This window comes from Umezawaea beigongshangensis (assembly GCF_016464305.1).
GTDB classification, from domain to species: Bacteria; Actinomycetota; Actinomycetes; order Mycobacteriales; family Pseudonocardiaceae; genus Umezawaea_A; species Umezawaea_A beigongshangensis.
Genome location: NZ_JAEIOJ010000001.1, coordinates 827,419 through 851,754, shown reverse-complemented (window position 1 = coordinate 851,754; position 24,336 = coordinate 827,419). Strand labels below are relative to the sequence as shown.

Below are 24,336 nucleotides of genomic sequence, written 5' to 3'. Positions count from 1 at the left end.
GCAGTTCGGCGCGGACCTACTATCAACCCCATGCCCGACCGCCTGTCAGCGCTGGACGCCTCGTTCCTGTACCTGGAGGACTCCACGACCCCGATGCACGTCGGCGGGGTGGCGGTGTTCCGACGGCCGCGGACGGGCTTCGACTACGACCGGCTGGTCGAGCTGATCGAGCAGCGGCTGTCGCTGGTGCCGCGCTACCGGCAGAAGGTCGTGAACGTGCCGGGCAGGCTGGCCCGCCCGGTGTGGGTGGACGACCCGGACTTCGACGTCACCTACCACGTGCGCCGCTCCGCGCTGCCCAGGCCGGGCACGGACGAGCAGCTGCACGAGCTGACGGCGCGGCTGATGTCGCGTCCGCTCGACCACTCGCGGCCGCTGTGGGAGATCTACCTGGTCGAGGGGCTGGCGCGGAACCGCACGGCGGTGATCACCAAGACGCACCAGGCGGTGGTCGACGGCGTCGGCGCGATCGAGATCGGCCAGGTGATGCTGGACGTGTCGCCGACGCCCGCGGAGCGGCTGGACAACCTGTGGATGCCGCAGCCGCAGCCGAGCGGGCTGCAACTGGTCGCCGAGGCGGTGGCCGAGGTCGTGCAGCGGCCCGGCGAACTGGTGGAGAACGTGCGTTCGGCGGCGCTGGACACGATGGCCACGGTGCAGAAGGTCGCGGGCGCGTTCGGCGGTCTGCTGGCGGCGGTCCGCACGGCCGCGACTCCCGCGCCGGGCAGTCCCCTGAACGTGCGGATCTCGCCGCAGCGGCGGTTCGCGGTGGCCAGGACCAGGCTGGACGACTTCCGCGCCATCAGGCGCGTGCACGGGGGTACCGTCAACGACGTGGTCCTGGCGGCGCTCTCCGGCGCCCTGCGGAACTGGCTCCTGTCGCGCGGGGAGGTGGTGACCGCGCAGACGACGATGCGGGCGATGGCTCCCCTGTCGGTCCGCGGCGACGGCTCCTCGACCGGCAACCGGGTGTCCGCCCACCTGGTCGACCTGCCGGTGGGCGAGCCGAACCCGGTGGTGCGGTTGCAGCACGTGGGCCACGCGATGCGCGCGCACCAGGAGTCGGGGCAGTCCGTGGCCGCCGACGCGCTGCTGAGGGTGTCGGGCTTCGCCCCGCCGACGCTGCACGCGCTGGGCGCTCGCGCGGCCAGTTCGTTCTCGCGGCGGTTGTTCAACGTGGTCGTGACGAACGTGCCGGGACCGCAGATCCCGCTGTACGCGGCGGGCGCGAAGATGACGGAGATCTTTCCCGTGGTACCGCTGGCCAAGAACCAGGCGCTGTCGATCGGTGTGACGTCCTACGACGGCGGCGTGTACTTCGGGCTCAACGCCGACCGCGACGCGATGTCCGATGTGGACGTCCTCGCGGCGATGGTGGAGGAATCGGTGGAAGAACTGATGGGGACGGTGTCGGAGTGAGGATCTACGTTCCGGCGACCGTGGCCATGCTGGGCGAGCTCAACGACACCGGCGAGCTGCGCCCCGTGGGGGGCACGGCGTTCGCGCTGACGCCCGCGCTGCGCGAGTCGTACGCCGCGGGGGACGCCGAGGAGCTGGAGTACGCGGCGATGATCGAGGCGTCGCGCGCGTCGCTGCGGCTGATCGGGGCCGACGAGAAGGCGCCGCCGCGCCGTGCCGTGATCTCGGCCGACGTGGACGAGGTGAAGCTGCGGCCGGACCTGGACTTCGCGGTGGTGAAGGTGCCGGGCCCGATCACGATCAAGCAGGTGGCCGCGGTGCACCTGGACACGGCCGACGCCGAGTCCGCCGTGCGCGAGGCGGTGGACGTGGTGGACGCCGCCGACCTGGGCGACCCGGACGCGGAGTTCGTCATCGGCAGCGCCGAGGACCACGAGCTGGCCTGGTACGCGGCGCAGGAGCTGCCGTTCCTGCTGGAGCTGATGTAGCGCCGGGCGGTCACATGCCGTCGGCCGGTTCCCACAGCTCGACGCGGTTGCCCTCGGGGTCGACGCACCAGCCGAACCGGCCGAACTCGGAGTCCTCGGTCTGCGGGAGCACCTCGACGTTGCGGGCCCTGAGCTTCGCCAGCAGCACGTGCAGGTCGTCGACCCTGAAGTTGATCATCGTGCGCTGACCGGGCTCGCCGAAGTACTCGGTGTTGTCGGCGAACAGCGCGAGCGTGGTGGTGCCGGGGTTGTCGACCGTGGAGTGCTCGTCCCAGTGGAACGTCACGGTCCCGTGGTCGTTCATGGGAACACCGAGGTTGTCCCGGTACCACCCGGCGAGCCTGGCGGGGTCCCTGGAGCGGAGGAAGACACCGCCGATGCCGGTCACCTGCGCCATGGGGCCGGACCCTACTACCGCTTCCGGGGCGTGGTCGAACTCCCGCACCCGCCGACGGGAGTCAGAACCTGGACGCCCGGACGCTCAACTCGGCGTGCCCGGACGCTCAACTCGGGATGCCCGAACGCTCAACTCGCGGTGCGGGTGCGGGTGCGGTAGGTCAGTCGGAGTGCTCCTCCAGGCCGCTGCGCGAGGACAGCAGGCGTCGCAGGGACTCCAGCCGCCCGGTGGTGGCCGCGCCGGAGGACACGAGGTCGTCGAGCACGCAGTCGGGGTCCTCGGGTGCGCCCAGGTGGCCGCAGCCCGGCGGGCACTCCTCGACGGCCTCCTTCATGTCCGGGAACGCGGCGACGATGTCGTCCGGGGTGATGTGGGCGAGGCCGAAGGAGCGGATGCCGGGGGTGTCGACGGCCCAGCCGCCCTCGGGCAGCGGCAGCGCGACGGTCTGGGTGGACGTGTGCCGCCCCTTGCCGACGCCGCTGACGACGCCGACCGCGCGGTTGGCGTGGGGCACGAGCTTGTTCACCAGTGTCGACTTGCCGACTCCGGAGTGGCCGATCAGCGCCGACAGCCGTCCCGCCATCCGCTCGCGCAGCGCCTCGGGGTCCTCGTCGGAGCGCGTCACCACGACCGGCAGGTCCAGCTCGGCGTACGCGGCGAGCAGCTCGTCCGGGCTGGCGAGGTCCGACTTGGTCAGGCAGAGCACCGGAACCAGGCCGCCCGCGTAGGCGGCGACCAGGCAGCGGTCGATGAAGCCGGTGCGCGGCTCCGGCTCGGCCAGCGCCGTGACGATGATCAGCTGCTGCGCGTTGGCGACCACGACCCGCTCGAACGGGTCGGTGTCGTCGGCCGTGCGGCGCAGCACGCTCGCCCGGTCGCCGACCCGGACGATCCGCGCCAGCGCGTCCGGCTGCTCGGAGGTGTCGCCCACCAGGCCGACCTGGTCGCCCACGACGATCGGTGTGCGCCCCAGCTCCCTGGCGCGCATGGCCGTCACGACGCGGTTCGGGTCGCCGCCCATCGCGCACCGCCACCGGCCGCGGTCCACCCCCACGACCATGGCCACCTCGGCGTCGGCGTGCTCGGGTCGCCGCTTGCTGCGCGGCCGGGTGCCCTTGCCGGGGCGCACCCGCACGTCGGACTCGTCCAGCTTGCGCCAGTCCCGCTTGCTCACGTCACCTCGCCCCGAGCATGCGCGTCCACATGGCCGGGAAGTCCGGCATCGTCTTGGCGGTGCTTCCGATGTCGTCCACCTCGACCTCCGGCACGACCAGACCCACGATCGCCCCCGCCGTCGCCATGCGGTGATCGGCGTAGGAGCGCCAGACCCCGCCGTGCATCGGCCTCGGTTCGACGACCAGGCCGTCCTCGGTCTCCGTCGCCGCGCCGCCCAGCCGGTTGATCTCCGTGACGAGGGCGGCGATCCGGTCCGTCTCGTGCCCGCGGATGTGCGCGACGCCGCGGATGCGCGTCGGCCCGGCGGCCAGTGCGGCCAGTGCGGCGACGGTCGGCGTCAGCTCGCTCTCGTCGTGCAGGTCCACGTCCAGCCCGGACAGCTCCTCCGGGCCGCGCACGCGCAGGCCCTCCGCAGTCAGCTCGACCCCGCAGCCCATCCGGGACAGCACGTCGCGCACCGCGTCACCGGCCTGCGTGGTCCGCTCCGGCCAGCCGGGCACGACCACCTCGCCACCGGTCACCGCGGCGGCCGCGAGGAACACCGTCGCGTTGGACAGGTCCGGCTCGACGTACCACTCGCGGCCGCGGATCGGACCGGGCTCCACCCGCCAGCGGTTCGGCTCGGAGTCGTCCACGACGACCCCGGCGGAGCGCAGCACCTCGACGGTCATGTCGATGTGCGGCAGCGACGGCACGGGCTTCCCGTCGTGCAGCACGGTCACGCCGTCCTCGAAGTGCGCGCCGGACAGCAGCAGCCCGGAGACGAACTGCGACGAGCCGGAGGCGTCGACGACGACCTCCCCGCCGCGCAGCCCGCCGTTGCCGCGCACGACGAACGGCAGCGCGTCACCGGTGACGTCCGCGCCGAGCGCGCGCAGGGCGTTCAGGACGGTGCTCATCGGACGCAGCCGCGCGTGCGGGTCGCCGTCGAACTCGATCTCGCCCGTCGCGAGTGCCGCGGCGGGCGGCAGGAACCGCATCACCGTCCCGGCCAGACCGCAGTCGATCCGGGCCGGGCCGCGCAGCGCGCTCGGCCGCACCAGCCACGAGCCGTCGTCGCCGTCCACGACGTCCGCGCCCAGCGAGCGCAGCGCCCGTGCCATCAGCAGGGTGTCGCGGCTGCGCAGCGGCGCGTGCAGCACGGACCGCCCGTCGGCCAGCGCGGCCAGCACCAGGGCGCGGTTGGTGATCGACTTCGATCCGGGCACGGGTACCGTCGCGTGGACGGGACCGGTCGACACGGGCGCAGGCCACTGCTCGCTCATGCGTCGATGATCCCGCACCTCGCCGACACGGGCTCGCACCGCCCGTGCCGACGTGTGACGATGACCTGGAGAACCAGCTCGGAGGTGATCGGGTTGTGCGGCAGGTACGCCTCCACCAGGGACCCGGCTCTGCTCGCGGCGGAGTTCGACGCGGTGGACGCCACGGGTGAGGACGCCCCTGGCCCGGACCACAACGTCGCGCCCACGAAGGCGGTCGCCGCCGTCGTGGCACGGCACCCGCGCGACGCCGACGGCGGCGTCGACGCGGCCACGACGGAGCGCAGCGTCCGGGTGATGCGGTGGGGACTCGTCCCGCACTGGTCCGCGGACGCCTCCGGCGGCGCGAAGATGATCAACGCCAGGTCGGAGACCGTGCTGGACAAGCCCTCCTACCGCGACTCCGCCGCGCACCGCCGCTGCATCGTCCCGGCGGACGGCTGGTACGAGTGGCAGCCGGGCGCGGGCCGCAAGCAGCCGTACTTCATCACCCCGCAGGACGGCTCGGTGCTGGCGATGGCCGGGATCTGGTCGGTGTGGTGGCGCGACGACGAGGAGCTGGGCCGCGTCCCGCTCATCACCTGCGCGGTCCTCACGACCGACGCCGTCGGCGAGATGACGCAGGTGCACCACCGGATGCCGCTGCTGCTGCCCCGCGAGCGCTGGGGCTCCTGGCTCGACCCGGACGACACCGACCCGCGGGCGCTCCTCGCGCCCGACCCGGACCTGGTGGACGGGCTGGAGCTGCGGCCGGTGTCGACGGCCGTGAACAGCGTGCGCAACAACGGACCCGAGCTGATGCGCCGGATCGACCTGACCCCCGCCCAGCAGCCCGAGCCCACCCTCTTCGAGCTGACGTGACGAGCATCGCGGTCGAGACGCCGCACGGCCCGGCGCGCGCCGAGCTGCACTGCTCGACGGAACCGCGCGCCGCGCTGCTGCTCGGCCACGGCGCGGGCGGCGGCGTCTCCTCGCCCGACCTGGTGGCCGCGTGCCGCGCCGCCACCGCAGTCGGGGTGCACGTGGCGCTGGTCGAGCAGCCCTACCGCGTGGCGGGGCGGCGGGCGCCCGCTCCGGCGGCGCAGCTCGACGCGGCGTGGCTCGCCGTGGCCGACGACCTGGGGCAGCGCTGGTTCGACAACCTGCCGCTGGTGTTCGGCGGACGATCCTCCGGCGCGCGGGTGGCCTGCCGCACGGCCGGCACGGGGCAGGCGGTGGCGGTGCTGTGCCTGGCGTTCCCGGTGCACCCGCCGGGCAAGCCGGAGAAGACCAGGACCGGCGAGCTGGCCGGCGTCGAGGTCCCGGTGCTGGTCGTGCAGGGCGAGCGCGACCCGTTCGGCCGACCCGGCGCGGCACACCACCGCGAGGTCGTGCTGGTGCCGGGTGACCACGGCCTCAAGGCCGACGTGGACGCGGTGGGCCGCGCCGTCGGCGAGTGGCTCGACCGCGTCCTGCGCCCCCTGGACTGAGCGGGACGCTCACGCGCTGATCGGGGCCACCACCGCGCCGGTCAGCCGGGCCAGGTCGGACGGCGCCAGCTCCACCTCCAGGCCGCGGCGTCCCGCGCTGCAGAACACGGTGGCGAAGTCCCGCGCGGACGCGTCGAGCACGACCGGCAACCGCTTGCGCTGCCCCAGCGGGGAGATGCCGCCCGCCACGTACCCCGTCGCGCGCTCCGCGGCGGCCACCTCGGCCAGCTTCGCCTTCTTGCCGCCCGCCGCCGCGGCGAGCGCCTTCAGGTCGAGCTGGCCGGTGACCGGCACCACGCCGACGACCAGCGCGCCGTCCACTTCGGTCACCAGTGTCTTGAACACGCGGCCCGGTTCGACGCCCAGCGCCTGCGCCGCCTCGAGCCCGTAGGACTCGTGCCGGGGGTCGTGGTCGTACGAGTGGAGGGTGTGCGGCACGCGCTGCTTCTCCAGCAGCGCCGTCGCGGGAGTTCCACGTCCAGCCATGATCACGCACGATAGCGGGGGGAATTCCGCCGGGTGCGGTGGTGTTCTGAACAGACGTGGTGACTGAGTTGATGGAGCAGCAGGCAGGCGCGCGACCTGTGCGCGACCCGGCATCGGGCCGCGCCCGCGTCCGCCGCGTATCCTCGGACGCGTTCAGGAACGCATCCGTCGTGCCATCGCGCAGGCGGGAAGGGAGCGCGGTGCCCGCCACGCGAACGCAGGAGAGCCCCACGGACGAGACACCGGCCGAGCGCGCCGCCCGGTTCGAGCGCGACGCCATGCCGATGCTCGACCAGCTCTACTCGGCCGCCCTGCGGATGACCCGCAACCCCGCCGACGCGGAGGACCTGGTCCAGGAGACCTACCTCAAGGCGTACGCGGCGTTCAACTCCTTCTCCGCGGGCACGAACCTCAAGGCGTGGCTGTACCGCATCCTCACGAACACCTACATCAACGGCTACCGGAAGAAGCAGCGCCAGCCGCTCCAGCAGCCCACCGAGGAGATCACCGACTGGCAGCTCGCCCAGGCGGAGAGCCACACCTCCAGGGGCCTGCGCTCCGCCGAGGTCGAGGCGATGGACCGGCTTCCGGACAACGACGTCAAGGAGGCGCTCCAGCGCCTGCCCGAGGAGTTCCGCATCGCGGTCTACCTCGCGGACGTCGAGGGCTTCGCCTACAAGGAGATCGCTGACATCATGGGCACTCCGATCGGCACCGTGATGTCCAGGCTGCACCGCGGACGGCGTCAGCTGCGCGACCAGCTCTCGGACACGGCGCGCGAGCGCGGCTTCCTGCGCGGCTCCGCGGCCAAGAACGTCACGACCGGCGGGACCGAGCGGGCGGCGGTGACGGGACGATGAGCTGCGGCGACCACCACGACACGGACTGCACCGAGGTCCTCGCCGAGGTCTGGCTCTACCTGGACCGCGAGTGCGACTCCGAACGCCGCGCCCTCCTCAAGACCCACCTGGAGGAGTGCCACCCCTGCCTGGAGGAGTACGGGCTCGAAGAGCACCTCAAGGCGCTGCTGGCCCGCAAGTGCGGTGGCGAGCAGGCTCCGGACACCCTCAAGGAGCGCCTCCGGGCGTGCATCCAGGAGACCCTCGTCGAGGTCGACCAGCAGAGCGGCGGCGCGACCGTCGAGGTCCGCAGCACGACGGTCGAGATCAGCGAGCGCTGAGCACGAGCACCGCACGAGAAGGGCCCCGGTGACGAACACGTCACCGGGGCCCTTCCGCGAACCACGAATCAGGCGTTGGGGCGCTTCCCGTGGTTGGCGCCGCCCTTCTTGCGGTCGCGGCGCTTGCGGGCACGCTTCGACATGGGTGTCTCCTCGTACTTGACAGAGTGCTTCGCACCAGTTTCCCACGAGGTCGTTCCCGGTCGCCGAGGGGGCGGTGCGGGGGTGGCGCGTGGTTGGATCGGACGCGTGTCCACCCTCACCGACCTCCTCGCCGAGCACACCGGACTGTCCGGCGCCGTCGTCGACCACCTGCAACTGGTGGTCGCCGAGTGGCAGCTGCTGTCGGACCTGTCGTTCGCGGACTTCCTCCTGTGGGTGCCGCTGGAGGACGGGACGTTCCTGTGCGTCGCGCAGGCCAGGCCGACCACGGCGCCGACCGCCCACCCGGAGGACGTCGTCGGCAGCACCGTCGCCGTGGACGAGCACCCGCAGCTGCGCCGCGCCGCGATCGACTCGCGGATCTGCCGCGAGGAGGACCCGCTGTGGCACCTCGGCGTGCCGGTCCGGCGGGAGACCATCCCGGTGCGGCTGAGCGGTCAGGTCGTCGCGGTGCTCAGCCGGGACACGAACCTGGCCGTGCCGCGCGTGCCGAGCCCGCTGGAGATCTCCTACCTGGGCAGTGCGGCCGACCTGTGCCAGATGATCGCCGACGGCACGTTCCCGACCGCGGAGCCGTCCCCGGACGTGCACACGAGTCCCCGCGTCGGTGACGGCCTGATCCGGCTCGACGCCGCGGGAGCCGTGGTCTTCGCCAGCCCGAACGCCCTGTCCGCCTACCACCGCATGGGCCACGCGTCCGACCTGGTGGGCGTGCACCTGGCGCCGCTGACCCGGTCGCTGATCGGCGACCCGTTCGACGCCACGGAGGTGGCCCAGCGCATCCGGTCCGCGCTCGACGGCAGGCCGAGCATGCGGATGGAGGCGGAGTCGCGGCGCGGGGCGTCCGTGCTGTTCCGCGCGCTGCCGCTGCGGCCGAGGGGGAGTGCGGCCGGCGCGATCGTGCTGTGCCGCGACGTCACCGAGGTCCGCCGCCGGGACCGGGCGCTGATGTCGAAGGACGCCACGATCCGCGAGATCCACCACCGGGTGAAGAACAACCTGCAGACCGTGGCCGCGCTGCTGCGGTTGCAGTCGCGCCGCACCAGCAGCGAGGAGGCGCGCGAGGCGCTGACCGAGTCGGTCCGCCGGGTCACCTCGATCGCGCTGGTGCACGAGACGCTGTCGATGTCGGTGGACGAGCGCGTCGACCTGGACGACGTGGTGGACCGGGTCATCCCGATGATGAGCGACGTCGCCACCACGGAGACGCAGGTCGTGGTCCGCCGCGAGGGCCTGTTCGGCGTGGTGCCCGCGGAACTGGCCACCCCGCTGGTGATGGTGCTGACGGAACTGGTGCAGAACGCCTACGAGCACGCGTACGCGCCGGGCCAGCGCGGAGAGGTCGTGGTGCAGGCGGAGCGGTCGGCCAAGTGGCTCGACGTGGTGATCTCCGACGACGGGCGCGGCCTGCCGCCGGGGTTCTCGCTGGAGCGCACCGACCGGCTGGGTCTGCAGATCGTCAGGACCCTGGTGGAGTCCGAACTCCGCGGCTCGCTGAGCTTGCGGAGGAGGGAGCGAACCGGTACAGAGGCGGTCCTGCGCGTGCCGCTGAGGGGTCGGCGTTAAACTGGTGTGGTGCACACGTGACGGCCCGCCTCAGCGGCGTCGCGTGGTCATGCGGGAGGGTGTGCAAATCGAAGAGCCCGACACCTGGCACGGTGTCGGGCTCTTCGTTCGTCCAGCGGTGGTGCCTGGCCGTCGGCTCAGGCGTTGCTCCGGGCCCGCGTGCGGGCGTTGCGGCGCTTCAGAGCGCGGCGCTCGTCCTCGCTCATGCCGCCCCACACGCCAGCGTCCTGGCCGCTCTCCAGTGCCCACGCGAGGCAGTCGGAGACGACCGGGCAGCGACGGCAGACGGTCTTCGCCTCGGTGATCTGCAGGATCGCCGGACCGCTGTTTCCCACGGGGAAGAACAGCTCGGGGTCCTCGTCGCGGCAGATCGCGCGGTGGCGCCAGTCCATTGTTCAGAACTCCTCAGCTAGGCGCGCTCATGAGCACGCCGATCGTCAGCGGTTGTTTTGGGGTGCTTGTGAATGCTTTCACGAACTACGGGGATGTCAAGGGCTTAGCACTGACCCGGTGAGTGAACTCACCCGAAAGATCGACAGCGTTCACCCGCGCAACCACCCCGCGACACCGCCGGACCTGCGCGGATCGCAGATCGGTAGCGGAGCGGTCACGCCCCGGTCACACGGTCGTGGTCACACCACGACGGTCATCGCACCCGGCACCGAGGTGAACTCGACCTCGGTGCGCTCACCCAGCAGGTCCCCGTCGACCTGCAGGTTCACCGGTTCCGCGCTGGTCACCCTGACGTAGTCGACGTCGTCCCGGCGCAACAGGTTCCCGCCCTTCGGGTTCCCGTCGCGCAGGAGCAGGTGCGCCACGTACCGGAGCACCGTGGGTACCCCGAGGTCCTGGAGGGCAAACAACCCGAGTCCGCCGTCGAAACCGCTGCTCGGATTGAGCCGGATCGCCTTGTTCCCGAGGTACGTCCACGGGTCCGTGTTGGACACGAAGGCCAGTCGCACGCCCTCGACGGGGTCCTCACCGGGGATCTGCACGGTCAGGTCGGGACAGCGGCGCAACTGGGCGACGTAGCTGGCCACGGCGGTCCTGGTGTAGAGCGCGGGACTCGCCTCGCGCCCCCGTGCCCGCTGCCGCTCGACGGAGGCGACGACGTCGGCGTCCCAGCCCACGCCGGAGTTGAACGTGAACCAGCGGTCGGAGTTCGGCGGGACCCTGGGCGGTTCGGGGCTCAGCGCCGAGGAGACGCGGCCCAGGCCCACCCGGCGGCTGGTGCCGCGCTCGATCGCCTTCAGGAGCCGCCCGGTCGCCTCGACCGGGTCGCGCGGCAGGCCCAGCGCGCCGGCGAAGACGTTCGCCGAACCGCCGGGCACGACGCCCAGCATCGGCACGTCCGGGCCGGTGCCGTGGCGGAGCAGGCCGTTGACGACCTCGTTCACGGTGCCGTCGCCGCCGTGCGCCACGACCATGTCGTAGCCCTCGACGGCCGCCAGCGCCGCGGCGTCCGCCGCGTGTCCCCGGTAGTCGGTCTCGACGACGTCCAGCTTCACCTCGCTGGCCAGGGCGTGCGCGAGCACGTCACGACCGGCGGGTGTGGTCGTCGTCGCCTGCGGGTTCACCACCAGAAGGGCACGCACTCCTGCAGGGTAGGACAGCCCGTGACAACGCACGGATCGGCGTTCACCCGATTGGTGGCCGAGCACACCTCGGAAGTGGGGCACGTCTCCTTCCGTCCGGACCTCGGGCGTCTCCTGCAAGTGCACCCCAGCACGACCGCCGGCTCGCCGAAGACTCCTTGATCCTCTCTCCTCCCGACGCGGGAGGGAACGGCCGTCCGGGTGGCCTACGATCCGTGACGGGTACTCACGGTGAGCGGGGAGAGGCCGGTTTTCGAGGTGGCACAGCACAGCGGGGTTCCGTCCGCCGTCCGGCTCGCCGGGGTGATGACCGCGCTCCAGGGCCTGGCCGGTCTCGGCTTCGCCGTGGCGCTCGTCGTGCGGGCGTTCGGCGTCGAGTCACCGGGCCGGGTCCTCGGTGAGGCCGGGTACTTCACGGTCCTGTGCGGAGGCGTGGCCGCGGCGGGCGTCGCGCTCGTGATCGGCCGGACGTGGGCCAGGACCCCGGCGATCGTCGTGCAGCTGCTCCTGCTCGGTGTCGCCTGGTACGCCTACGGGCCGTCGGGGCAGCAGCTCGCCGGTTCGCTGCTCGGCGTCTACTGCGCGGTCGTGGTCGCGCTGCTGTTCACGGCTCCCGCGCGGGAGTGGGCGCTGGGCCCGGACGACGACGAGGACACCGGCGCGCTCGGGTAGGGCGTTCGGCGTCCGACCGATCGCCTACGAACGGCGGGTGGTCGTCCTCACTCCGCGGGGTGAAGCTGTGGGTGGTGGAACCACCACTCCCTGCACTCGTACGAGGTGACCGTTCATGCGACTCCATCGCGCCCTGACCGCGATCGCCGGTGCCGCTCTCGCGGCGCTGACAACCCTCGCCCTCGCTCCGGCGGCCGCCGCCGCCCCTCCGTCGAACGACGCCGAGGTGGCGCCGTTCATCATCGGCGGCGGCAACGCCTCCAACGCCCCCTGGGCCGCGCGCCTGTTCCGCAACGGCCAGCAGAACTGCACGGCGACGATCATCGCCCCGCAGTGGATCCTCACCGCCCAGCACTGCGTGGCGAGCGCGGGCACCTACACGTTCCGGGTCGGCAGCCTGGACCAGACGGCGGGCACGCTGGTCACCGCGACCAGCATCACCCAGCACCCGACGGCCGACCTCGCGCTCGCGCGGATCGACCGCGCGGTGTCGACGACCTACGCGCCGCTCGGCGTCGGCTCGGCCGTCGCCACGCAGCAGATCGTGCAGCTCTACGGCTGGGGCGCCACCTGCACCAACCAGCCCGAGATCAACTGCCAGTCGCGCTACCTGAAGGTCGCGGACACGAGGGTCACCTCGGTCAACGCCACCGACTACCGCGGTGGGGCCGCGATCGGCGTCCAGCGCGTCAACGGCATCGCCGCCGGTGGCGACTCCGGTGGCCCGATGTTCGCGACGAGCCCGGTCGACGGCCGCTACTACCAGGTCGGCGTGGCCTCCACGAGCGACCGCTCGACGCGCTCGTACTACACGAACGTCACCCGCTACCGCAGCTGGATCAGCTCGCTCGCCGGCGTGTGAGCCGAAGCTCTCCCTGAGCCGACCTGCAACAGACCACCCGATCGAGGGAACGTGACCCGTTCTCTCGATCGGGTTCCCACTGCATGTGACCCTGCGTAATGTAATTTCGGAGATAGACACGAACGGAGTAGTTAGCTACCGTTCAGGTGCGTTCGCGCCGCTCCGAGAGCCGCGGCAGGGTGAGGTGCGCAGTGCAGGACCGGCCCACGCGGGTGCCGAAGAACGGTGACGTCGAGCGCCCCAACAGCGCTCGCCTCTACGACTACCTGCTCGGTGGCGCGCACAACTTCGCGGTGGACCGCGCACTCGCCGAGGAGCACATCAAGGTGCTCCCCGCTGACGAGATCTGCCGCAGCAGCCGTTCCTTCCTGCGCCGCGTCGTCCGCCTCTGCGTCGCCTCCGGAGTCCGCCAGTTCCTCGACCTCGGCTCCGGCATCCCCACCGCGGGGAACGTCCACGAGGTCGCCCAGCTCGCCGAACCGGCGGCCCGCGTCGTCTACGTCGACGACGAGGCGGTGACCGTGGCGCACAGCCGGGCCATGCTCAAGGGCAACCCCCGCGCCGCCATCGTCCACGCCGACGTGCGCGACCACGCGGCGGTCCTCGGCTCGCCCGAGGTCCGCTCCCTGATCGACCTCGACGAGCCCGTCGCGCTCCTGATGTTCGGCATCCTGCCGTTCCTCACCGGCGCCGACGAGGCCGCCGCCGTCGTCGCCGGCTACCGCGAGGCCGTCGCCCCCGGCAGCCTGATCGCCGTCTCGCACTTCACCGCCGACGCCGAACCGGCACTGGCGAGCGCGATGGTCGAGCTGGCCGCGCAGCGCGGCACGCCCATCACCGTCCGGTCCAAGGACCAGGTGGCGAGCCTGTTCGACGGGCTCGAACTCCTCGAACCCGGTCTCGTCGTCGTCTCGCAGTGGCGCGGCGACGGCGAGGTGTCGGGCAGTCCGGCCGCCGAGTCCGTGAGCTGGGGCGCCGTGGGCCGCGTCCCGCACGAGTAGCACCGCTCCGCCGCCCCGGCGGCCGACCTCAGCCGCGCTCGCCCAGCTCCGCCAGCCCGTCGTCGGTGAGGCGGAAGACCGACCACTCGTCCTGCCGCCGCGCGCCGAGCGCCTCGTAGAAGCCGATGGCCGGGGTGTTCCAGTTCAGCACCGACCACTCCAGCCGCTGGTAGCCCCGCTCCACGCACTCCCGCGCGAGCGCCGCGAGCAGCGCGCGGCCCAGGCCGGTGCCCCGCTGGGACGGCTGGACGTACAGGTCCTCCAGGTAGACGCCGTGCTCACCGCGCCACGTGGAGAAGCTCAGGAACCACAGAGCGGAGCCGACGACCACCCCGTCCACCTCGGCCACGTGGCCGAACAGCGCGGGTGACGGCCCGAACAGCGCTCGGTGCAGCTGCTCGGACGTGAGGTGGCACTCGTCGGGCGCCTTCTCGTAGAGGGCGAGTTCGTGCGCTAGGCCGACCACGGAGTCCACATCGGACTCGCGGACGCGGCGAACGCGGATGTCCGGCAACGCGGTTCTCCTAGTCGAATTCCCACGGCGGCACGTTGAGCCGCCGGATCTGCGGGTTGCCGTGCTCCTCGCCCAGCACGGTGATCCCGGCCGGGTCGAGTCCGAAGTGGATGCCGTCGTTCACCGGCAGGCCGAGCCAGCTCGCCGTCAGCACGCGGCTGAAGTGACCGTGGCCCACGAGCACCACGTCACCACCGGGCAGCAGACCGCGGACGCGGGCCAGGACCTTCTCGGCCCGCTCGGTGATGTCCTCGGAGGTCTCGCCGCCCGGCGTCGGGTGGGACCACACGGTCCAGCCCGGCACCGTCTCGCGGATCTCGGGGGTCGTGATGCCCTCGTAGTCGCCGTAGTTCCACTCGGCCAGGGCCTCGGTCGTCTCGTCGACGAGCAGCCCGGCCAGCTCCGCCGTGCGCAGTGCGCGCTTGCGGGGGCTCGTGAGCACGAGCGCCGGATGCGCGTCCGTGCCGCGCAACCGGGCGAGCACCGCTCCGGCACGCCGGGCCTGCTGCTCACCCGCCGCGGTCAGCGGGATGTCGGACGTGCTCGTGTGCTTGCCGCTCTCCGACCACGCGGTCTGCCCGTGTCGCAGGAGGTACACCGCGGGCTTGGGGGTTGCGTCCACGACGACAGCGTAGTTGGACCGCTCGGTTTCCGAAGCGCGTCGAACGTCACCTTCGCCCCGCCGGGTCGACCGTTCGAGCACCGCGAGTGGACCGTCCGAGGGAGGCGGGAGCACCGCGCACCCCCGGTGGCGACGCACGACGACGCCGACCCGCGAGAGGTGATCTCGCCGGTCGGCGCCGTTACAGGGGCGTCGTGCTCAGCCCTGCTTGGTCTCCCAGAAGATCTTGTCGATCTCGCCCGAACGCAGCGCTGACCTGCGCTCACTCGCTCTCGGACGTGTCGCGGGCCGTTGCCGGGCCGTCCGCTCCCGATCCGGGCCGTCGGGCGTACACACCGTCGATCACGCTCTTGGTGCGCTCGTCGCTGCTGGGCATCAGGTGTGTGTACGTCGAGAGCGTGAACGAGGGGTCGGTGTGCCCCAGCCACTCGGCCACCGCCTTGATCGACTCGCCCTGGTCGAGCAGCAGCGAGGCGAAGAAGTGCCGGAGGTCGTGCATCCCGTTCTCGTACCGGTCGTGCGGCACGCCCGCGGCTTCGAGCGCCTTCTTCCAGTAGTTCCGGTTGAAATCGTTCGCCGCGATCGCCAGCCCGCGCACCGACGTGACGATGAGCACGGCCGTGGTCGGCGTCCCGCTCGGCACGTTCCACGGGAGAGTGATCTTGACCGGTGGGAACCGGGCCATGTGTACCCGCAGAGCCCGCGTCACGGGGGCCGAGAGCGGCACCTCACGGACCTTGTCGTACTTCGGCAGGGCGAACACCGGTCGACTGCGCACGGTCTTGACCTGACGGCACACCCGCACCGTGCCCTTCTCGAAGTCGACGTCGTCGACGGCCAGGGCGAAGCACTCACCCTGACGCAGGCCGAGACCAGCGCCCAGGTCGACGAGCACCCGGAAGCGCTCGACCAGCGCCGCTTGAACCGCCCAGACCCGTTCCTCCGGCCAGGGGACGATCTTCTTCTTCACCGGTTTGGGTTTCTTCACCGACTTCCCGCCGAGCGGGTTCTTGACGATCAGCCCGTCGTCCACGGCAGCGGTGAACAGCGCGGAGAGGTTCCCGAACAGGGTGTGCCGGTACCGGTCCGACAGGCCCTCGCGCCGCAGCTCGGCGTCCCACGCGCGGATCGTGGAGGGCTTCACCGCCCCCAGCTCCATCCGGCCGAGCGCGGGGAAGATCCGCCTGCGGAACCGCCGCTCCAGGTTCTCGCGTGACAGCTCGTCCACGTCGAGGTCGGCGATCCAGCGCGTGCCGAAGGTCTCCAGCCGGACGCGGCCGGCCTTGGTGTCGACGTAGGTCCCGAGCGCGAGCTTGACCTCGCGGTCAGCTACCCACTGCTTCGCCGCCTTGTACTGGCCGTCCGCGAAGCTCTCGGACACCTCGTTGCCGTCCGGGCCGGTGATCCGCGCCTTGTACCGCTTTCCGACGCCGTGCCGGGCGGTGGGCACCCGCTTGCGCTTGGAGGGCTGGTCCGGGTCCGGAACGGACGTGAACCAGCGGTCCTGGACGTGCCCCATCAGGCCGCCTCCGGACCGAGCGAGTCGAGCCAGTTCTTGACGTCCTCGGGCACCCAGCGGAGGTGCTTGCCGACGCGCCGGGCCGGGGGACCGTACTTCTTGGTCCGCCACCCGTAGATGGTCGGAACGGGCACGCCGAGGTAGTCGGCCAGGTCCTCGATGCTCCAGAGCTTGCTCATGCCGCCTGCCTCTCCTGCTCGTACTTGCGGCGTCGGCTGTCGCGGACCCGTTCAGCGATCGCACCGGCCAGCTCGCGTTCGGCGTCGCTGGCGTAGCCGGTGCCGGTGTAGCGCCAGTCGTTGACGACCAGGACGGATTCGGGGTCGATGCCGAGACGGTCGAAGGTCTCGGCCGCGCGGTACTCGCGCCGGTCGCCGCGGATGGCTCCGAAGGTGGTCGAGTAGTGCTTGGACTTGGTGAGGAAGTGGCCGCGGAAGCCGAGCATGTGCGCCCACTTCTTGAGGTTCAGGTCGTCGTACTCGGCCAGATCACCGAGGTCCCAGGCTGTTTGGATCATGCGGCGGTGGTGGTCGGAGACCGGTGCGTGGTCGATGCAGAGCTGAGAGCGGATCGGGCGGTCGGCGCCGTCCGTCTTGCCGGTGGTCTTGGTGGCGTACTTGGCGACGTAGGCGGCCAGACGGTGTTCGCTGATCGCGCCGTCGTCGTCCTCGACGTCGTGGGCCTGTGTGGGGCGGATGGGCCGGAAGTCGACCTGTGCGCCCCACCGCAGTTCCAGCGGGGTGCCGTCGGGCCGGTGGGTGCCGACCTTGACCGCCCGAGCGGCGGTGGTGATGCAGTGGTCGAGCAGGTCGGTGGTCACCCACGCCGGGGTGGGGTCACCGGGGCCACCGGGGCCGTCGACGCGGATGACGGCGTGGAAGTGGACCATGCCGCGTCGCTGGTACTCGGCGACCTTGGCGTAGGACAGCCGGGCGGCGTCCTTGAACTCCCGCTGGTTGAGGCCACCGGCTTGGGCGAGCAGCCGCTTGAGGGTGGTGACGAAGCGGTGCCACAGCGCTCCGGCGTGGGCCTGCCATAGGACCGAGCCGGTGTAGTCGTAGGCGTCGGGGTCGACCGCGCCGCCGATGCGGGGGTCGTCGGGGTGGTGCCGCTCCCCGCACCCGGTGCACGGCCGGGGCTTGCCCGCCCTGGTGGTGGGCCGGTTGTGGACGGGTCCGAAGGACGGGGCGGTGAGGGTGGCGAAGCCGCGGGGCTTCTCGGCGACGCTCTCGGGGACGCCCTTGGTGCCCCCGGCGAGCCCGGCCTGCATGAGGTGGAAGGCGTCGGCGGCGTAGCGGTCGGAGCAGGACGGACACACGGTGGCCCGGCGGTTGCCGCACGGAACCATGATCTCGCCGCCGTGGTGGGCGAGCACACGGCCGCTGGTGGCCTCCTGCACCTGCCACGCGCCTTCCAGGCGGATCGGGACGGCACAGCCGTTGGTGGCGACGACCTTGTCCCGCCAGTCGTGGTAGTCGGGGGCGCGCAGCCGGTCCGAGATGCGGTCTTCGAGGGTGAGCACCACGGTTGCGGTCTCCTTCCGAGCATGACGGCGGGGCGCGACCCGGTGGTGGGTCGCGCCCCGCGTGGTGAGTGGGTGTCAGGCGGCGAGCTGGGTGGCGATGCGGGCGGCGTAGTCGGCGGGGACGTTGAGCACGTCGCGCACCTCCTCGGCGGTCAGCGGCCGTCCGGTCTCGGCGGTCTTGGCGTCGAGCTGGGCGAGCAGGTGCCGAGGCAGCCGCGGACCGGGCCGGGGTATGGGCACCACGTCAGCGGGAGCCGGAGCAGGTACGGCCGATACCGGCTCAACGGCTGGAGCTGGCTCGTCGGGCACCGGCTCGACGGCCGGGTGAGGCGTGGAGGCCAGGGCGAGTTCGCGGGCGGTGTTGCACCGCTGCTGGATCACCGGCATGACCTCCGCCAGCAGGTAGACCACGACGGGGATGACGACGTGGAGGAACACCATCCCGGCGTCGACCGACCCGGAGGCCGGGCGCAGGGAGGACCACACGTTGGTCACCAGGGTCGCGCCGAGGAGCACGCGCTTGAGCCGGGTGACGGCCTGGTGGTCGACGGCCAGGCCCTTGGACAGCATCTCGGCTTCCCAGCGCAGCAGCGTGATCAGGATGCCCGCCAAGGCCGGTTCGACCAGCCAGGCACCCCACCACATCGGGTCAGCCGCGGTGAGGTGCCCGGCGAGGAAGTCGTGAACGCCGGTGGTGGTGAACCCGAGCCCGATGGCGAGGAAGAACCACATGGAGCGGGTGACCGAGACGCGGAACCGGTCGGCCCGCACCGCGCCGAGGAGGGGATCGGCGGCCAGGCGGTGCACGTCGTGTGCTTCGTGGAGCTGGGCGCGCAGTCCACGCACCCGCCGCGTCTCTGCGGTGCTGGAGTCGTTGTGCCGCTTGGCTTTGCCGAACACCGGGCACCTCCTTTCTGTCGGGAAGGGACTACTCGGAACGGGCGGCGCGCAGCAGCAGGCGGCCGAGGAAGAACAGGACCAGGGTCAGCACCACGGCCCCGGCGATGCCGAAGGCGAACCACATCACCGCGATCCCAGCGAGGGTGACGGGGACGGCCTTGACGGCGGTGGAGATGCTGCGACGGTTGACGGGCAGGGTCACGATCGTCTTCATCAGGCCACGTCCTCTCGGGACTGCTTGCGGGGGTAGTAGGTCTGGTTGCGGGAGCTGGCTGTGGTGCCGCCGACGACGCCGGAGGCGTAGAAGCGCCGCGATCGGGTCGCCGACTCCCAGGTGGTGTGGTCGGCCCGGCACAGGTCGAGCACCGGGCATCCGGCGCACACCGCGAGCGCGTCGGCGGTGTGCTGGGAGTCGAAGAACAGTTCCGGATCGGTGTCGGCGCACGCGGCGTCAGCACGCCAGGCCGGAGGCTGCCCGGACAGCCCGAACAGCAGCGCCATGAGCACCCGGTAGCCCGGTTCGGACGGGTTGCTCATGCCGCCACCTCCAGCGCCGAGGCGGTGGCGCGGGCGGCGGTGACGACGTGGGCGACCTCGTCGTAGGTGACGATCTCGGTGTGGTGCTCGGCCAGCGCGAACACACCGGCGAGTTCGGCCAGGCGGTGCGGCCAGAGGTCGAGCACACGCCCGGCCAGTTCGACCACGGGGCCGGACGCGGCCAGGCCCAGGGACAGGCCGGAGGCGGTGCGTCCGGTGGCGGCCAGGGCGAGCACACCGCCGGATCGGTGGGTCCAGGCCAGCGACAGCCCGTCGAGGGTGGCCGACCACAGCAGTACGGCGGCGAGCCGGTCGGGCGCGGTGCCGGAGGTGAACTCGGCGTGCAGCGACCGGGACCGCGTGGAGACGACCAGACGATCCGGGCGGGGCAGGGAGCGGGTGCGCATGTGCCCTCGCACGGTGCGAAGGATGCGGTCGAGCGAACGAAATTCGTTGGCAGGCATGGGAAAGCCCTCCTGTGTGATGTGGAAGGGGACGGTCAGCTCACGGCGCGCAGGCCGCGTCCAGTGACGAACTCGACCAGCTCGGTGAGGCCGCCGTCGGGGGTGAAGGCCGCGCGGATGCGGCGAGGCGCACGGGTGCGCGGGGAGACGGAGAAGCCGATACCGGCGGTGTCCTCGGAGTCGGGGATCTCATCGGCGATCGCGCCCTTCTCGCGGGCACCGTCACCCAGGACCATGTCCGGGTGGCGCTCGCTGGTGACGCGCAGGCACAGCCGCCGGGGAATGAGGTCCCGGATCGGCACGACGTCCTTGGACGGCTCTTGCACCAGGGCTTCCACGACGTCGTGGGTGGAGCGCCCCAGCGAGGTGATCAGCGAGAGCTGGCCGGTGAGGTGGTTGGCGTAGTCGCTCCGGTAGGCCAGCAGCGAGCCGATCTCGTCACAGATCAGCCAGTCCAGCGGATAGTCCTCGGAGACCGGGACCGACCGCAGCCCGGCGCGCTGCATCCGCTTCTGCTTGCGCTCCATGTTCGCCACGTAGGCGTCGACCAGCTCGGCGCAGTCCTCCGGAGTCGCGGCGTACCGGCCGTCGAGCATGGGCTTGAGCGCAATCCACTCCAGCATCTTCGGGTCGCACACCCACGGCCGGACGAGACCCGCGCGGATCAACGGGGCGACCTCGCGCAGCTTGATCGCGGGGAGGGAGTTCTTGCCCGAGCCGGTCGCTCCGGCTCGCAGGTAGTGCGACCCGATCAGCGGCTCGCGGAACTCCCGGCCGAACTCGTCCTCACCCATGTAAAGCGAGGTGAGGTCGACGTCGGCGACGTCGGCAGGCAGCTCCGGGGCGGGGACGAGGTAGGTGAAGGGCTCGTCGCGCTGGACGATCAGCACGACCTCACCGGGCTTGCCCCGCTCGACCGCGACCCGCTCGGCCTTGAGCGTCGAGGCGATCTCCTCCGCTTCGGCGATGAAGGCCCGCGGTGACTGACCGGGGACGAGCTTGACCCGCACGGTGTCGATCGACGGCGACCAGGAGCGGACCCGGACGACGCGGGGGACCAGCGTGCGACCGGTGCGGTGGTGGACCCTGGTCAGCTCGCACGCCGCCATGAGGTCGGCCCAGCGGCGACCGGTGTAGGCACCGGCCCAGCGCCGACGCCAGGCCCGCAGCACGGGAGCGGCCACGGTGTCGAAGGTGTCGGGGTGCGCCCGGTACCACGCTCCGACGCCCAGCGCCGCGCCACCGAGGACCGAGCCGGTGCCGGTCAGACCGAGTTCGGTGATCGAGGCCGCCACAGCCGCCGGTGCGGCCACGGAGCCGGGGTGACGCACCAGCCAGGCCACCGCGCGGAACTCCGCGCCGGGGGAGCGTCGGGACTTGCCGTGAGCGTGGGAGAACATCGGGTGGTTCCTCTCGCCGGGTACGGCAACGGCCGACCACTCCCGTGCGGGGGAACGGTCGGCCGTTGCCGTGCAGGTGCGGTCAGTGGTTGCGGTCGCGCTTCTTCCGCCGTCGTGCGGCGTCGGGGTCGAGCTGGGAGCGCGAGTAGTTCATCTCCGTGCGCAGTCGGGCAGCAGCACGGGCGAAGGTGTCGTGGTGGTCCTTGAAGCCCTCACGACGAACCGGGATGCCCTTGACGGCGTGCCGGAGCTGCGTCATGGCCTTGTCGAGGTCGTCCAGGGCGTTGCTGAGCTGGTGAGACATGGTCGTCAGACCCTCCAGTCGCGGGACTTCAACTCGGCCTCGTACTTCTTGGCCTGCTCACGAAGCTCGGTCAGCGCCTTGAGCGCGTCGGTGTGCAGCTTGCGGAGCTGCTCGGGCGACGTGATGCGAAACGCACCGGGCGGTGCCTTTCCCTCCTGCATCTTCTTGATCAGCGCGGACAGCGGGTCGAACTGCTCGGCCACGAGGTCCATCGCTGAGACGAAGTTGTCGTAGCGCTCTTGAGCGCGTTTGTTGAGTGCCTGTACCTGCACAGGTCACGTCCTCTCCGTGATGGTGCTGGACGGGGTGCTGCGGTCTCCGTGGTGCGAGACGCACGGCGGGCACCAGGGCCACGACCAGGTGAGACCTGGTGCCGCCGAACGTCTCGGCGCGAGGTGAACGCGCCGGATTCAGGCATGGGTCTATCCACTGTGGAATTCGTCAAAGAGCGAGACCGCACGTTCCGGCCCGTCGTGAACGGGCAGCCGACCAACCTCGGACGGAACGGGATCGCTGTGCCTCTGGCCCGACTCGAAACGGGCGACCGGCCTACCGGGCAGGGCAACCGAGCTGGTGCGGGGTCAGGCGGCGCGCTGTTCGCGCACGAAGCGCTTGACCGTCTCGGCCTTGAACGCCAGACCGGAGTTCTTGCGGCCCGTGGACCGGTCCTCGATCTCGTAGTAGGACACGGTCGGATTGATCAGCTCGACGTACTCGCCCTCCTCGAACTCCTCCGCCGGGGCGAACGGGAGCGTCACCTTGATCTCTTCGCCCTTGCCGGCGCGCTCACCGGGGCGAGCCTTGGGCTTGGCGAACAGCACGATGGAGAACTGCTCCTCACCGGCGCGGTTGGTGACCGGGACGAGCTGGCCGTTGTCCTCGCGCATCTTCACCGCGACCGGCTCGGTGACCATGAGGCGGAAGCCGTCGAACAGGATCGGCAGGTTGTTCAGAGCCACGGGGTCCTCCTGGAGTGGTGTCCGTTAGAGCTATCTCTATAGAACACGCCTGCCGGTCGACTGTCAATAGAGCTAGCTCTATCGATCATTTGGTTCAGGTCCGACGAGGTAGAGCTAGGGTTATCCCTCTGGCTGAGGAGCTGATGTGACCACCGGATACCGCGAGCTGGCGACCCTGCTGCGCGAGGGCATCGAGCGCGGCGACTACCCGCCTGGGACCACGCTGCCCAAGCAGGACGAGATCGCGGCCACCCACGGGGTCAACATCAACACTGTGCGCAAGGCCATCGCCGTCCTGGAGGCCGAGGGGCTTGTGGACCCGGTGCGCCGACGTGGAACGGTGGTGCGGCCGAGGCCGAGCATGAAGCGGTTGGGTGTCGAGCGGTACGCCAAGAGCAAGTGGAAGTTCGGCGGTCTGGTCGCGTTCGCCGCGGACCGCGAGGCATCGGGACGCGAGTGGAAGCCGACCGACCAGACCAACACCGTCCGCACGATCCAGGCCGACAAGTCCATCGCGGAGGCGCTGGGCCTGGAGGAGGGCGCCAAGGTCTACGAGCGCGCCAGGCTGGTCAAGGACGGCGACACCCCGACCCACACCCTGACGAGCTACTACAACCCCGAGCACGTCGAGGGCACCCCGCTGGTCGACCCGAAACCGGGACCGGCCACGCGCGGTGGCGGATTCGCCGTGCTGACGTTGCAGGGCTTCGAGCCCGACCACATGACCGAGAGCGTCCACGCCCGGATGCCGACCCCCGACGAGATCGAGACGCTGAACCTCCCCGCGGGCGAACCGGTCATGGTCCTGACCCGACGCACCTTCACCAAGGACGACGTGCCGATCGAGCTGGCGCGGGGCATCCACGCGGCCAGCCGCTTCGAGTGGTCCTACAGCTTCCCGATCCCCGACTGACCGCCGAAGAAAGGCCGGCCGCCGTGACCCCCACCGTCATCCCCGAGCAGCACCGAACCGACGTGCTGACCCTCTGGGACTACCACGACATGAAGCACCAGGTCCGGCCCGCCGACGCCGCGATCGGTCTCGGCAGTCACGACCTGGGCGTGGCCGTGCGGGCGGTGGAGCTGTACGAAGCTGAGACGGTTCCGCTGCTGGTGTTCACCGGAGCCAACGCCCCCACGACCGTGGAGCGCTTCCCGAGGGGCGAGGCGGTGCACTACCGCGAACACGCCCTGGAGCACGGCGTGCCCGACGAGGCGATCCTCGTCGAGACCGAGGCGACCAACACCGCACAGAACTTCGAGTTCACAATGAAGCTGTTGCGCGACAAGGGCTTGCGGCTGGAGTCAGCGGTGTTGGTGTCTCGGCCGTACCAGGAGCGCCGGGCCTATGCGACGTGCAAGAAGATGTGGCCAGAGCTGGACATCACCTGCACCTCGCACCGCCCGCCGATCGAAGAGTACGTGGCTGGGATCGGTGACGTCGACTTTGTGATCAGCATGATGGTGGGCGACACGCAGCGCATGGGGCTGTTCGCAGAGTACGGCTACGCGATCCCGCAAGAAGTTCCTGCCGACGTCCAGGCCGCGTATGCACGCCTCGTGGAGGCCGGGTACACCAGCCGGTTGATCTCGTAACTGGGGTAGCGTGGTAGCTGCGGTGTTCAGAGTTTCTTTTCTTCATCAAGGCGGCCCCCTCCGGGGGCCGCTGGCCGTTGGTATCCAAGCCGACGCCGAAGGACCGATGCCCCTGTAGTGCGGTACGCCTAAGCGGGCCTAGCGGCCCGCAGGCGTACCGCGTGAGGAAGGGCATCGACCCGTCGTCGGCGAGGAACGGCCAACGTCCCCCGAAGCGGGCCATGGCAATCGGATGCTCCTATCTTAATGGCGCGCCCACAA

At 71.2% G+C, this 24,336-nt stretch carries 32 protein-coding genes; 12 read left to right on the top strand and 20 right to left on the bottom strand.

Annotated features, from left to right (window positions below):
- The first annotated feature begins 30 nt into the window (after positions 1 to 30).
- On the top strand, positions 31 to 1,419 hold the full coding sequence (locus IMZ35_RS03955; RefSeq protein WP_199439439.1) for a WS/DGAT/MGAT family O-acyltransferase: 1,389 nt from the start codon (positions 31 to 33) through the stop codon (positions 1,417 to 1,419).
- Positions 1,416 to 1,907, top strand: coding sequence for a DUF6912 family protein (locus tag IMZ35_RS03950; protein ID WP_199439438.1), 492 nt, complete (start codon positions 1,416 to 1,418; stop codon positions 1,905 to 1,907). Before IMZ35_RS03955 ends, IMZ35_RS03950 begins: the two co-directional genes overlap by 4 nt.
- Before the next feature lie 10 nt (positions 1,908 to 1,917).
- On the opposite strand, the gene IMZ35_RS03945 is transcribed toward IMZ35_RS03950, so the two are convergent.
- The 3 genes from IMZ35_RS03945 to aroA all read right to left on the bottom strand — a co-directional run bounded on the left by IMZ35_RS03945 (position 1,918) and on the right by aroA (position 4,745).
- Positions 1,918 to 2,304, bottom strand: coding sequence for a VOC family protein (locus tag IMZ35_RS03945; RefSeq protein WP_199439437.1), 387 nt, complete (start codon positions 2,302 to 2,304; stop codon positions 1,918 to 1,920).
- A 160-nt stretch (positions 2,305 to 2,464) separates the two neighbouring features.
- Entirely contained in the window at positions 2,465 to 3,478 is a 1,014-nt protein-coding gene (rsgA, locus tag IMZ35_RS03940; protein ID WP_199439436.1) for a ribosome small subunit-dependent GTPase A, read from the bottom strand.
- A 1-nt stretch (position 3,479) separates the two neighbouring features.
- Positions 3,480 to 4,745: a 3-phosphoshikimate 1-carboxyvinyltransferase gene (aroA, locus tag IMZ35_RS03935; protein WP_199439435.1), complete on the bottom strand. Its 1,266-nt coding sequence runs from the start codon at positions 4,743 to 4,745 to the stop codon at positions 3,480 to 3,482.
- Between the two features lie 93 nt (positions 4,746 to 4,838).
- Here aroA and IMZ35_RS03930 point away from each other — a divergent pair, with 93 nt between their 5' ends.
- Positions 4,839 to 5,603 carry an SOS response-associated peptidase gene (locus IMZ35_RS03930; protein ID WP_199439650.1) on the top strand — a complete coding sequence of 255 codons (765 nt, stop codon included), beginning with the start codon at positions 4,839 to 4,841 and terminating at the stop codon, positions 5,601 to 5,603.
- Positions 5,600 to 6,211, top strand: a complete 612-nt coding sequence (locus IMZ35_RS03925) for an alpha/beta hydrolase family protein (protein ID WP_199439434.1) — start codon at positions 5,600 to 5,602, stop codon at positions 6,209 to 6,211. The genes IMZ35_RS03930 and IMZ35_RS03925 overlap by 4 nt, the downstream gene beginning before the upstream one ends.
- Before the next feature lie 9 nt (positions 6,212 to 6,220).
- On the opposite strand, the gene ybaK is transcribed toward IMZ35_RS03925, so the two are convergent.
- Complete coding sequence (gene ybaK / locus IMZ35_RS03920; RefSeq protein ID WP_199439433.1) at positions 6,221 to 6,697, bottom strand: Cys-tRNA(Pro) deacylase; 477 nt, start codon at positions 6,695 to 6,697, stop codon at positions 6,221 to 6,223.
- Positions 6,698 to 6,768: 71 nt separating this feature from the next.
- Here ybaK and IMZ35_RS03915 point away from each other — a divergent pair, with 71 nt between their 5' ends.
- Both IMZ35_RS03915 and rsrA read left to right on the top strand, forming a co-directional pair.
- Positions 6,769 to 7,557 carry a sigma-70 family RNA polymerase sigma factor gene (locus IMZ35_RS03915; protein ID WP_438816813.1) on the top strand — a complete coding sequence of 263 codons (789 nt, stop codon included), beginning with the start codon at positions 6,769 to 6,771 and terminating at the stop codon, positions 7,555 to 7,557.
- Positions 7,554 to 7,877 carry a mycothiol system anti-sigma-R factor gene (rsrA, locus tag IMZ35_RS03910; RefSeq protein ID WP_199439431.1) on the top strand — a complete coding sequence of 108 codons (324 nt, stop codon included), beginning with the start codon at positions 7,554 to 7,556 and terminating at the stop codon, positions 7,875 to 7,877. The genes IMZ35_RS03915 and rsrA overlap by 4 nt, the downstream gene beginning before the upstream one ends.
- Before the next feature lie 68 nt (positions 7,878 to 7,945).
- Here rsrA and IMZ35_RS32225 read toward each other — a convergent pair whose 3' ends face one another.
- Complete coding sequence (locus IMZ35_RS32225) at positions 7,946 to 8,020, bottom strand: 50S ribosomal protein bL37 (RefSeq protein ID WP_096498094.1); 75 nt, start codon at positions 8,018 to 8,020, stop codon at positions 7,946 to 7,948.
- A 106-nt stretch (positions 8,021 to 8,126) separates the two neighbouring features.
- On the opposite strand from IMZ35_RS32225, the gene IMZ35_RS03905 reads away from it, so the two are divergent.
- Complete coding sequence (locus tag IMZ35_RS03905) at positions 8,127 to 9,605, top strand: PAS domain-containing sensor histidine kinase (protein WP_199439430.1); 1,479 nt, start codon at positions 8,127 to 8,129, stop codon at positions 9,603 to 9,605.
- Between the two features lie 137 nt (positions 9,606 to 9,742).
- Here IMZ35_RS03905 and IMZ35_RS03900 read toward each other — a convergent pair whose 3' ends face one another.
- Together IMZ35_RS03900 and IMZ35_RS03895 are read right to left on the bottom strand one after the other, a co-directional pair.
- Positions 9,743 to 9,997 carry a WhiB family transcriptional regulator gene (locus IMZ35_RS03900; protein WP_199439429.1) on the bottom strand — a complete coding sequence of 85 codons (255 nt, stop codon included), beginning with the start codon at positions 9,995 to 9,997 and terminating at the stop codon, positions 9,743 to 9,745.
- Between the two features lie 240 nt (positions 9,998 to 10,237).
- A complete protein-coding gene (locus IMZ35_RS03895; protein ID WP_199439428.1) occupies positions 10,238 to 11,200 on the bottom strand; it encodes a diacylglycerol/lipid kinase family protein in 963 nt (320 codons plus the stop codon).
- A gap of 258 nt (positions 11,201 to 11,458) precedes the next feature.
- Between IMZ35_RS03895 and IMZ35_RS03890 the strand changes: the two genes are divergently transcribed.
- The 3 genes from IMZ35_RS03890 (at position 11,459) to IMZ35_RS03880 (ending at position 13,735) form a co-directional block, all read left to right on the top strand.
- Positions 11,459 to 11,872 (top strand): hypothetical protein, encoded by a 414-nt coding sequence (locus IMZ35_RS03890; protein WP_307867728.1) that lies wholly within the window; start codon positions 11,459 to 11,461, stop codon positions 11,870 to 11,872.
- A 115-nt stretch (positions 11,873 to 11,987) separates the two neighbouring features.
- Positions 11,988 to 12,734, top strand: coding sequence for a S1 family peptidase (locus IMZ35_RS03885; protein ID WP_199439427.1), 747 nt, complete (start codon positions 11,988 to 11,990; stop codon positions 12,732 to 12,734).
- 191 nt (positions 12,735 to 12,925) lie between these two features.
- Positions 12,926 to 13,735 carry an SAM-dependent methyltransferase gene (locus IMZ35_RS03880; RefSeq protein WP_307867727.1) on the top strand — a complete coding sequence of 270 codons (810 nt, stop codon included), beginning with the start codon at positions 12,926 to 12,928 and terminating at the stop codon, positions 13,733 to 13,735.
- Positions 13,736 to 13,763: 28 nt separating this feature from the next.
- Here IMZ35_RS03880 and IMZ35_RS03875 read toward each other — a convergent pair whose 3' ends face one another.
- The 13 genes from IMZ35_RS03875 to IMZ35_RS03815 all read right to left on the bottom strand — a co-directional run bounded on the left by IMZ35_RS03875 (position 13,764) and on the right by IMZ35_RS03815 (position 22,479).
- Positions 13,764 to 14,249, bottom strand: a complete 486-nt coding sequence (locus tag IMZ35_RS03875; RefSeq protein ID WP_199439425.1) for a GNAT family N-acetyltransferase — start codon at positions 14,247 to 14,249, stop codon at positions 13,764 to 13,766.
- A gap of 10 nt (positions 14,250 to 14,259) precedes the next feature.
- The gene (locus IMZ35_RS03870; protein WP_307867725.1) at positions 14,260 to 14,871 is read right to left on the bottom strand and encodes a histidine phosphatase family protein; all 612 of its coding nucleotides are present in this window, start codon (positions 14,869 to 14,871) and stop codon (positions 14,260 to 14,262) included.
- Positions 14,872 to 15,133: 262 nt separating this feature from the next.
- Positions 15,134 to 16,390 carry a tyrosine-type recombinase/integrase gene (locus tag IMZ35_RS03865; protein ID WP_199439424.1) on the bottom strand — a complete coding sequence of 419 codons (1,257 nt, stop codon included), beginning with the start codon at positions 16,388 to 16,390 and terminating at the stop codon, positions 15,134 to 15,136.
- Positions 16,390 to 16,569: a helix-turn-helix transcriptional regulator gene (locus IMZ35_RS03860; RefSeq protein WP_199439423.1), complete on the bottom strand. Its 180-nt coding sequence runs from the start codon at positions 16,567 to 16,569 to the stop codon at positions 16,390 to 16,392. The genes IMZ35_RS03865 and IMZ35_RS03860 overlap by 1 nt, the downstream gene beginning before the upstream one ends.
- Positions 16,566 to 17,915, bottom strand: coding sequence for a replication initiator (locus tag IMZ35_RS03855; protein ID WP_199439422.1), 1,350 nt, complete (start codon positions 17,913 to 17,915; stop codon positions 16,566 to 16,568). The genes IMZ35_RS03860 and IMZ35_RS03855 overlap by 4 nt, the downstream gene beginning before the upstream one ends.
- 75 nt (positions 17,916 to 17,990) lie before the next feature.
- On the bottom strand, positions 17,991 to 18,815 hold the full coding sequence (locus IMZ35_RS03850) for a hypothetical protein (RefSeq protein ID WP_199439421.1): 825 nt from the start codon (positions 18,813 to 18,815) through the stop codon (positions 17,991 to 17,993).
- A gap of 28 nt (positions 18,816 to 18,843) precedes the next feature.
- Positions 18,844 to 19,029 carry a hypothetical protein gene (locus tag IMZ35_RS03845; protein ID WP_199439420.1) on the bottom strand — a complete coding sequence of 62 codons (186 nt, stop codon included), beginning with the start codon at positions 19,027 to 19,029 and terminating at the stop codon, positions 18,844 to 18,846.
- Positions 19,029 to 19,352 (bottom strand): WhiB family transcriptional regulator, encoded by a 324-nt coding sequence (locus tag IMZ35_RS03840; protein ID WP_438816812.1) that lies wholly within the window; start codon positions 19,350 to 19,352, stop codon positions 19,029 to 19,031. Before IMZ35_RS03840 ends, IMZ35_RS03845 begins: the two co-directional genes overlap by 1 nt.
- A complete protein-coding gene (locus IMZ35_RS03835) occupies positions 19,349 to 19,759 on the bottom strand; it encodes a hypothetical protein (RefSeq protein WP_229369294.1) in 411 nt (136 codons plus the stop codon). Before IMZ35_RS03835 ends, IMZ35_RS03840 begins: the two co-directional genes overlap by 4 nt.
- Positions 19,760 to 19,851: 92 nt before the next feature.
- Positions 19,852 to 21,216: a cell division protein FtsK gene (locus tag IMZ35_RS03830; protein ID WP_199439418.1), complete on the bottom strand. Its 1,365-nt coding sequence runs from the start codon at positions 21,214 to 21,216 to the stop codon at positions 19,852 to 19,854.
- Positions 21,217 to 21,298: 82 nt separating this feature from the next.
- Entirely contained in the window at positions 21,299 to 21,520 is a 222-nt protein-coding gene (locus tag IMZ35_RS03825; protein WP_199439417.1) for a hypothetical protein, read from the bottom strand.
- A 5-nt stretch (positions 21,521 to 21,525) separates the two neighbouring features.
- Positions 21,526 to 21,792: a hypothetical protein gene (locus IMZ35_RS03820; RefSeq protein WP_199439416.1), complete on the bottom strand. Its 267-nt coding sequence runs from the start codon at positions 21,790 to 21,792 to the stop codon at positions 21,526 to 21,528.
- Positions 21,793 to 22,101: 309 nt separating this feature from the next.
- Positions 22,102 to 22,479 (bottom strand): hypothetical protein, encoded by a 378-nt coding sequence (locus IMZ35_RS03815; RefSeq protein ID WP_199439415.1) that lies wholly within the window; start codon positions 22,477 to 22,479, stop codon positions 22,102 to 22,104.
- Between the two features lie 145 nt (positions 22,480 to 22,624).
- On the opposite strand from IMZ35_RS03815, the gene IMZ35_RS03810 reads away from it, so the two are divergent.
- Both IMZ35_RS03810 and IMZ35_RS03805 read left to right on the top strand, forming a co-directional pair.
- Entirely contained in the window at positions 22,625 to 23,392 is a 768-nt protein-coding gene (locus tag IMZ35_RS03810; RefSeq protein WP_199439414.1) for a GntR family transcriptional regulator, read from the top strand.
- 89 nt (positions 23,393 to 23,481) lie between these two features.
- Entirely contained in the window at positions 23,482 to 24,075 is a 594-nt protein-coding gene (locus tag IMZ35_RS03805; protein ID WP_199439646.1) for a YdcF family protein, read from the top strand.
- Positions 24,076 to 24,336 lie beyond the last annotated feature (261 nt).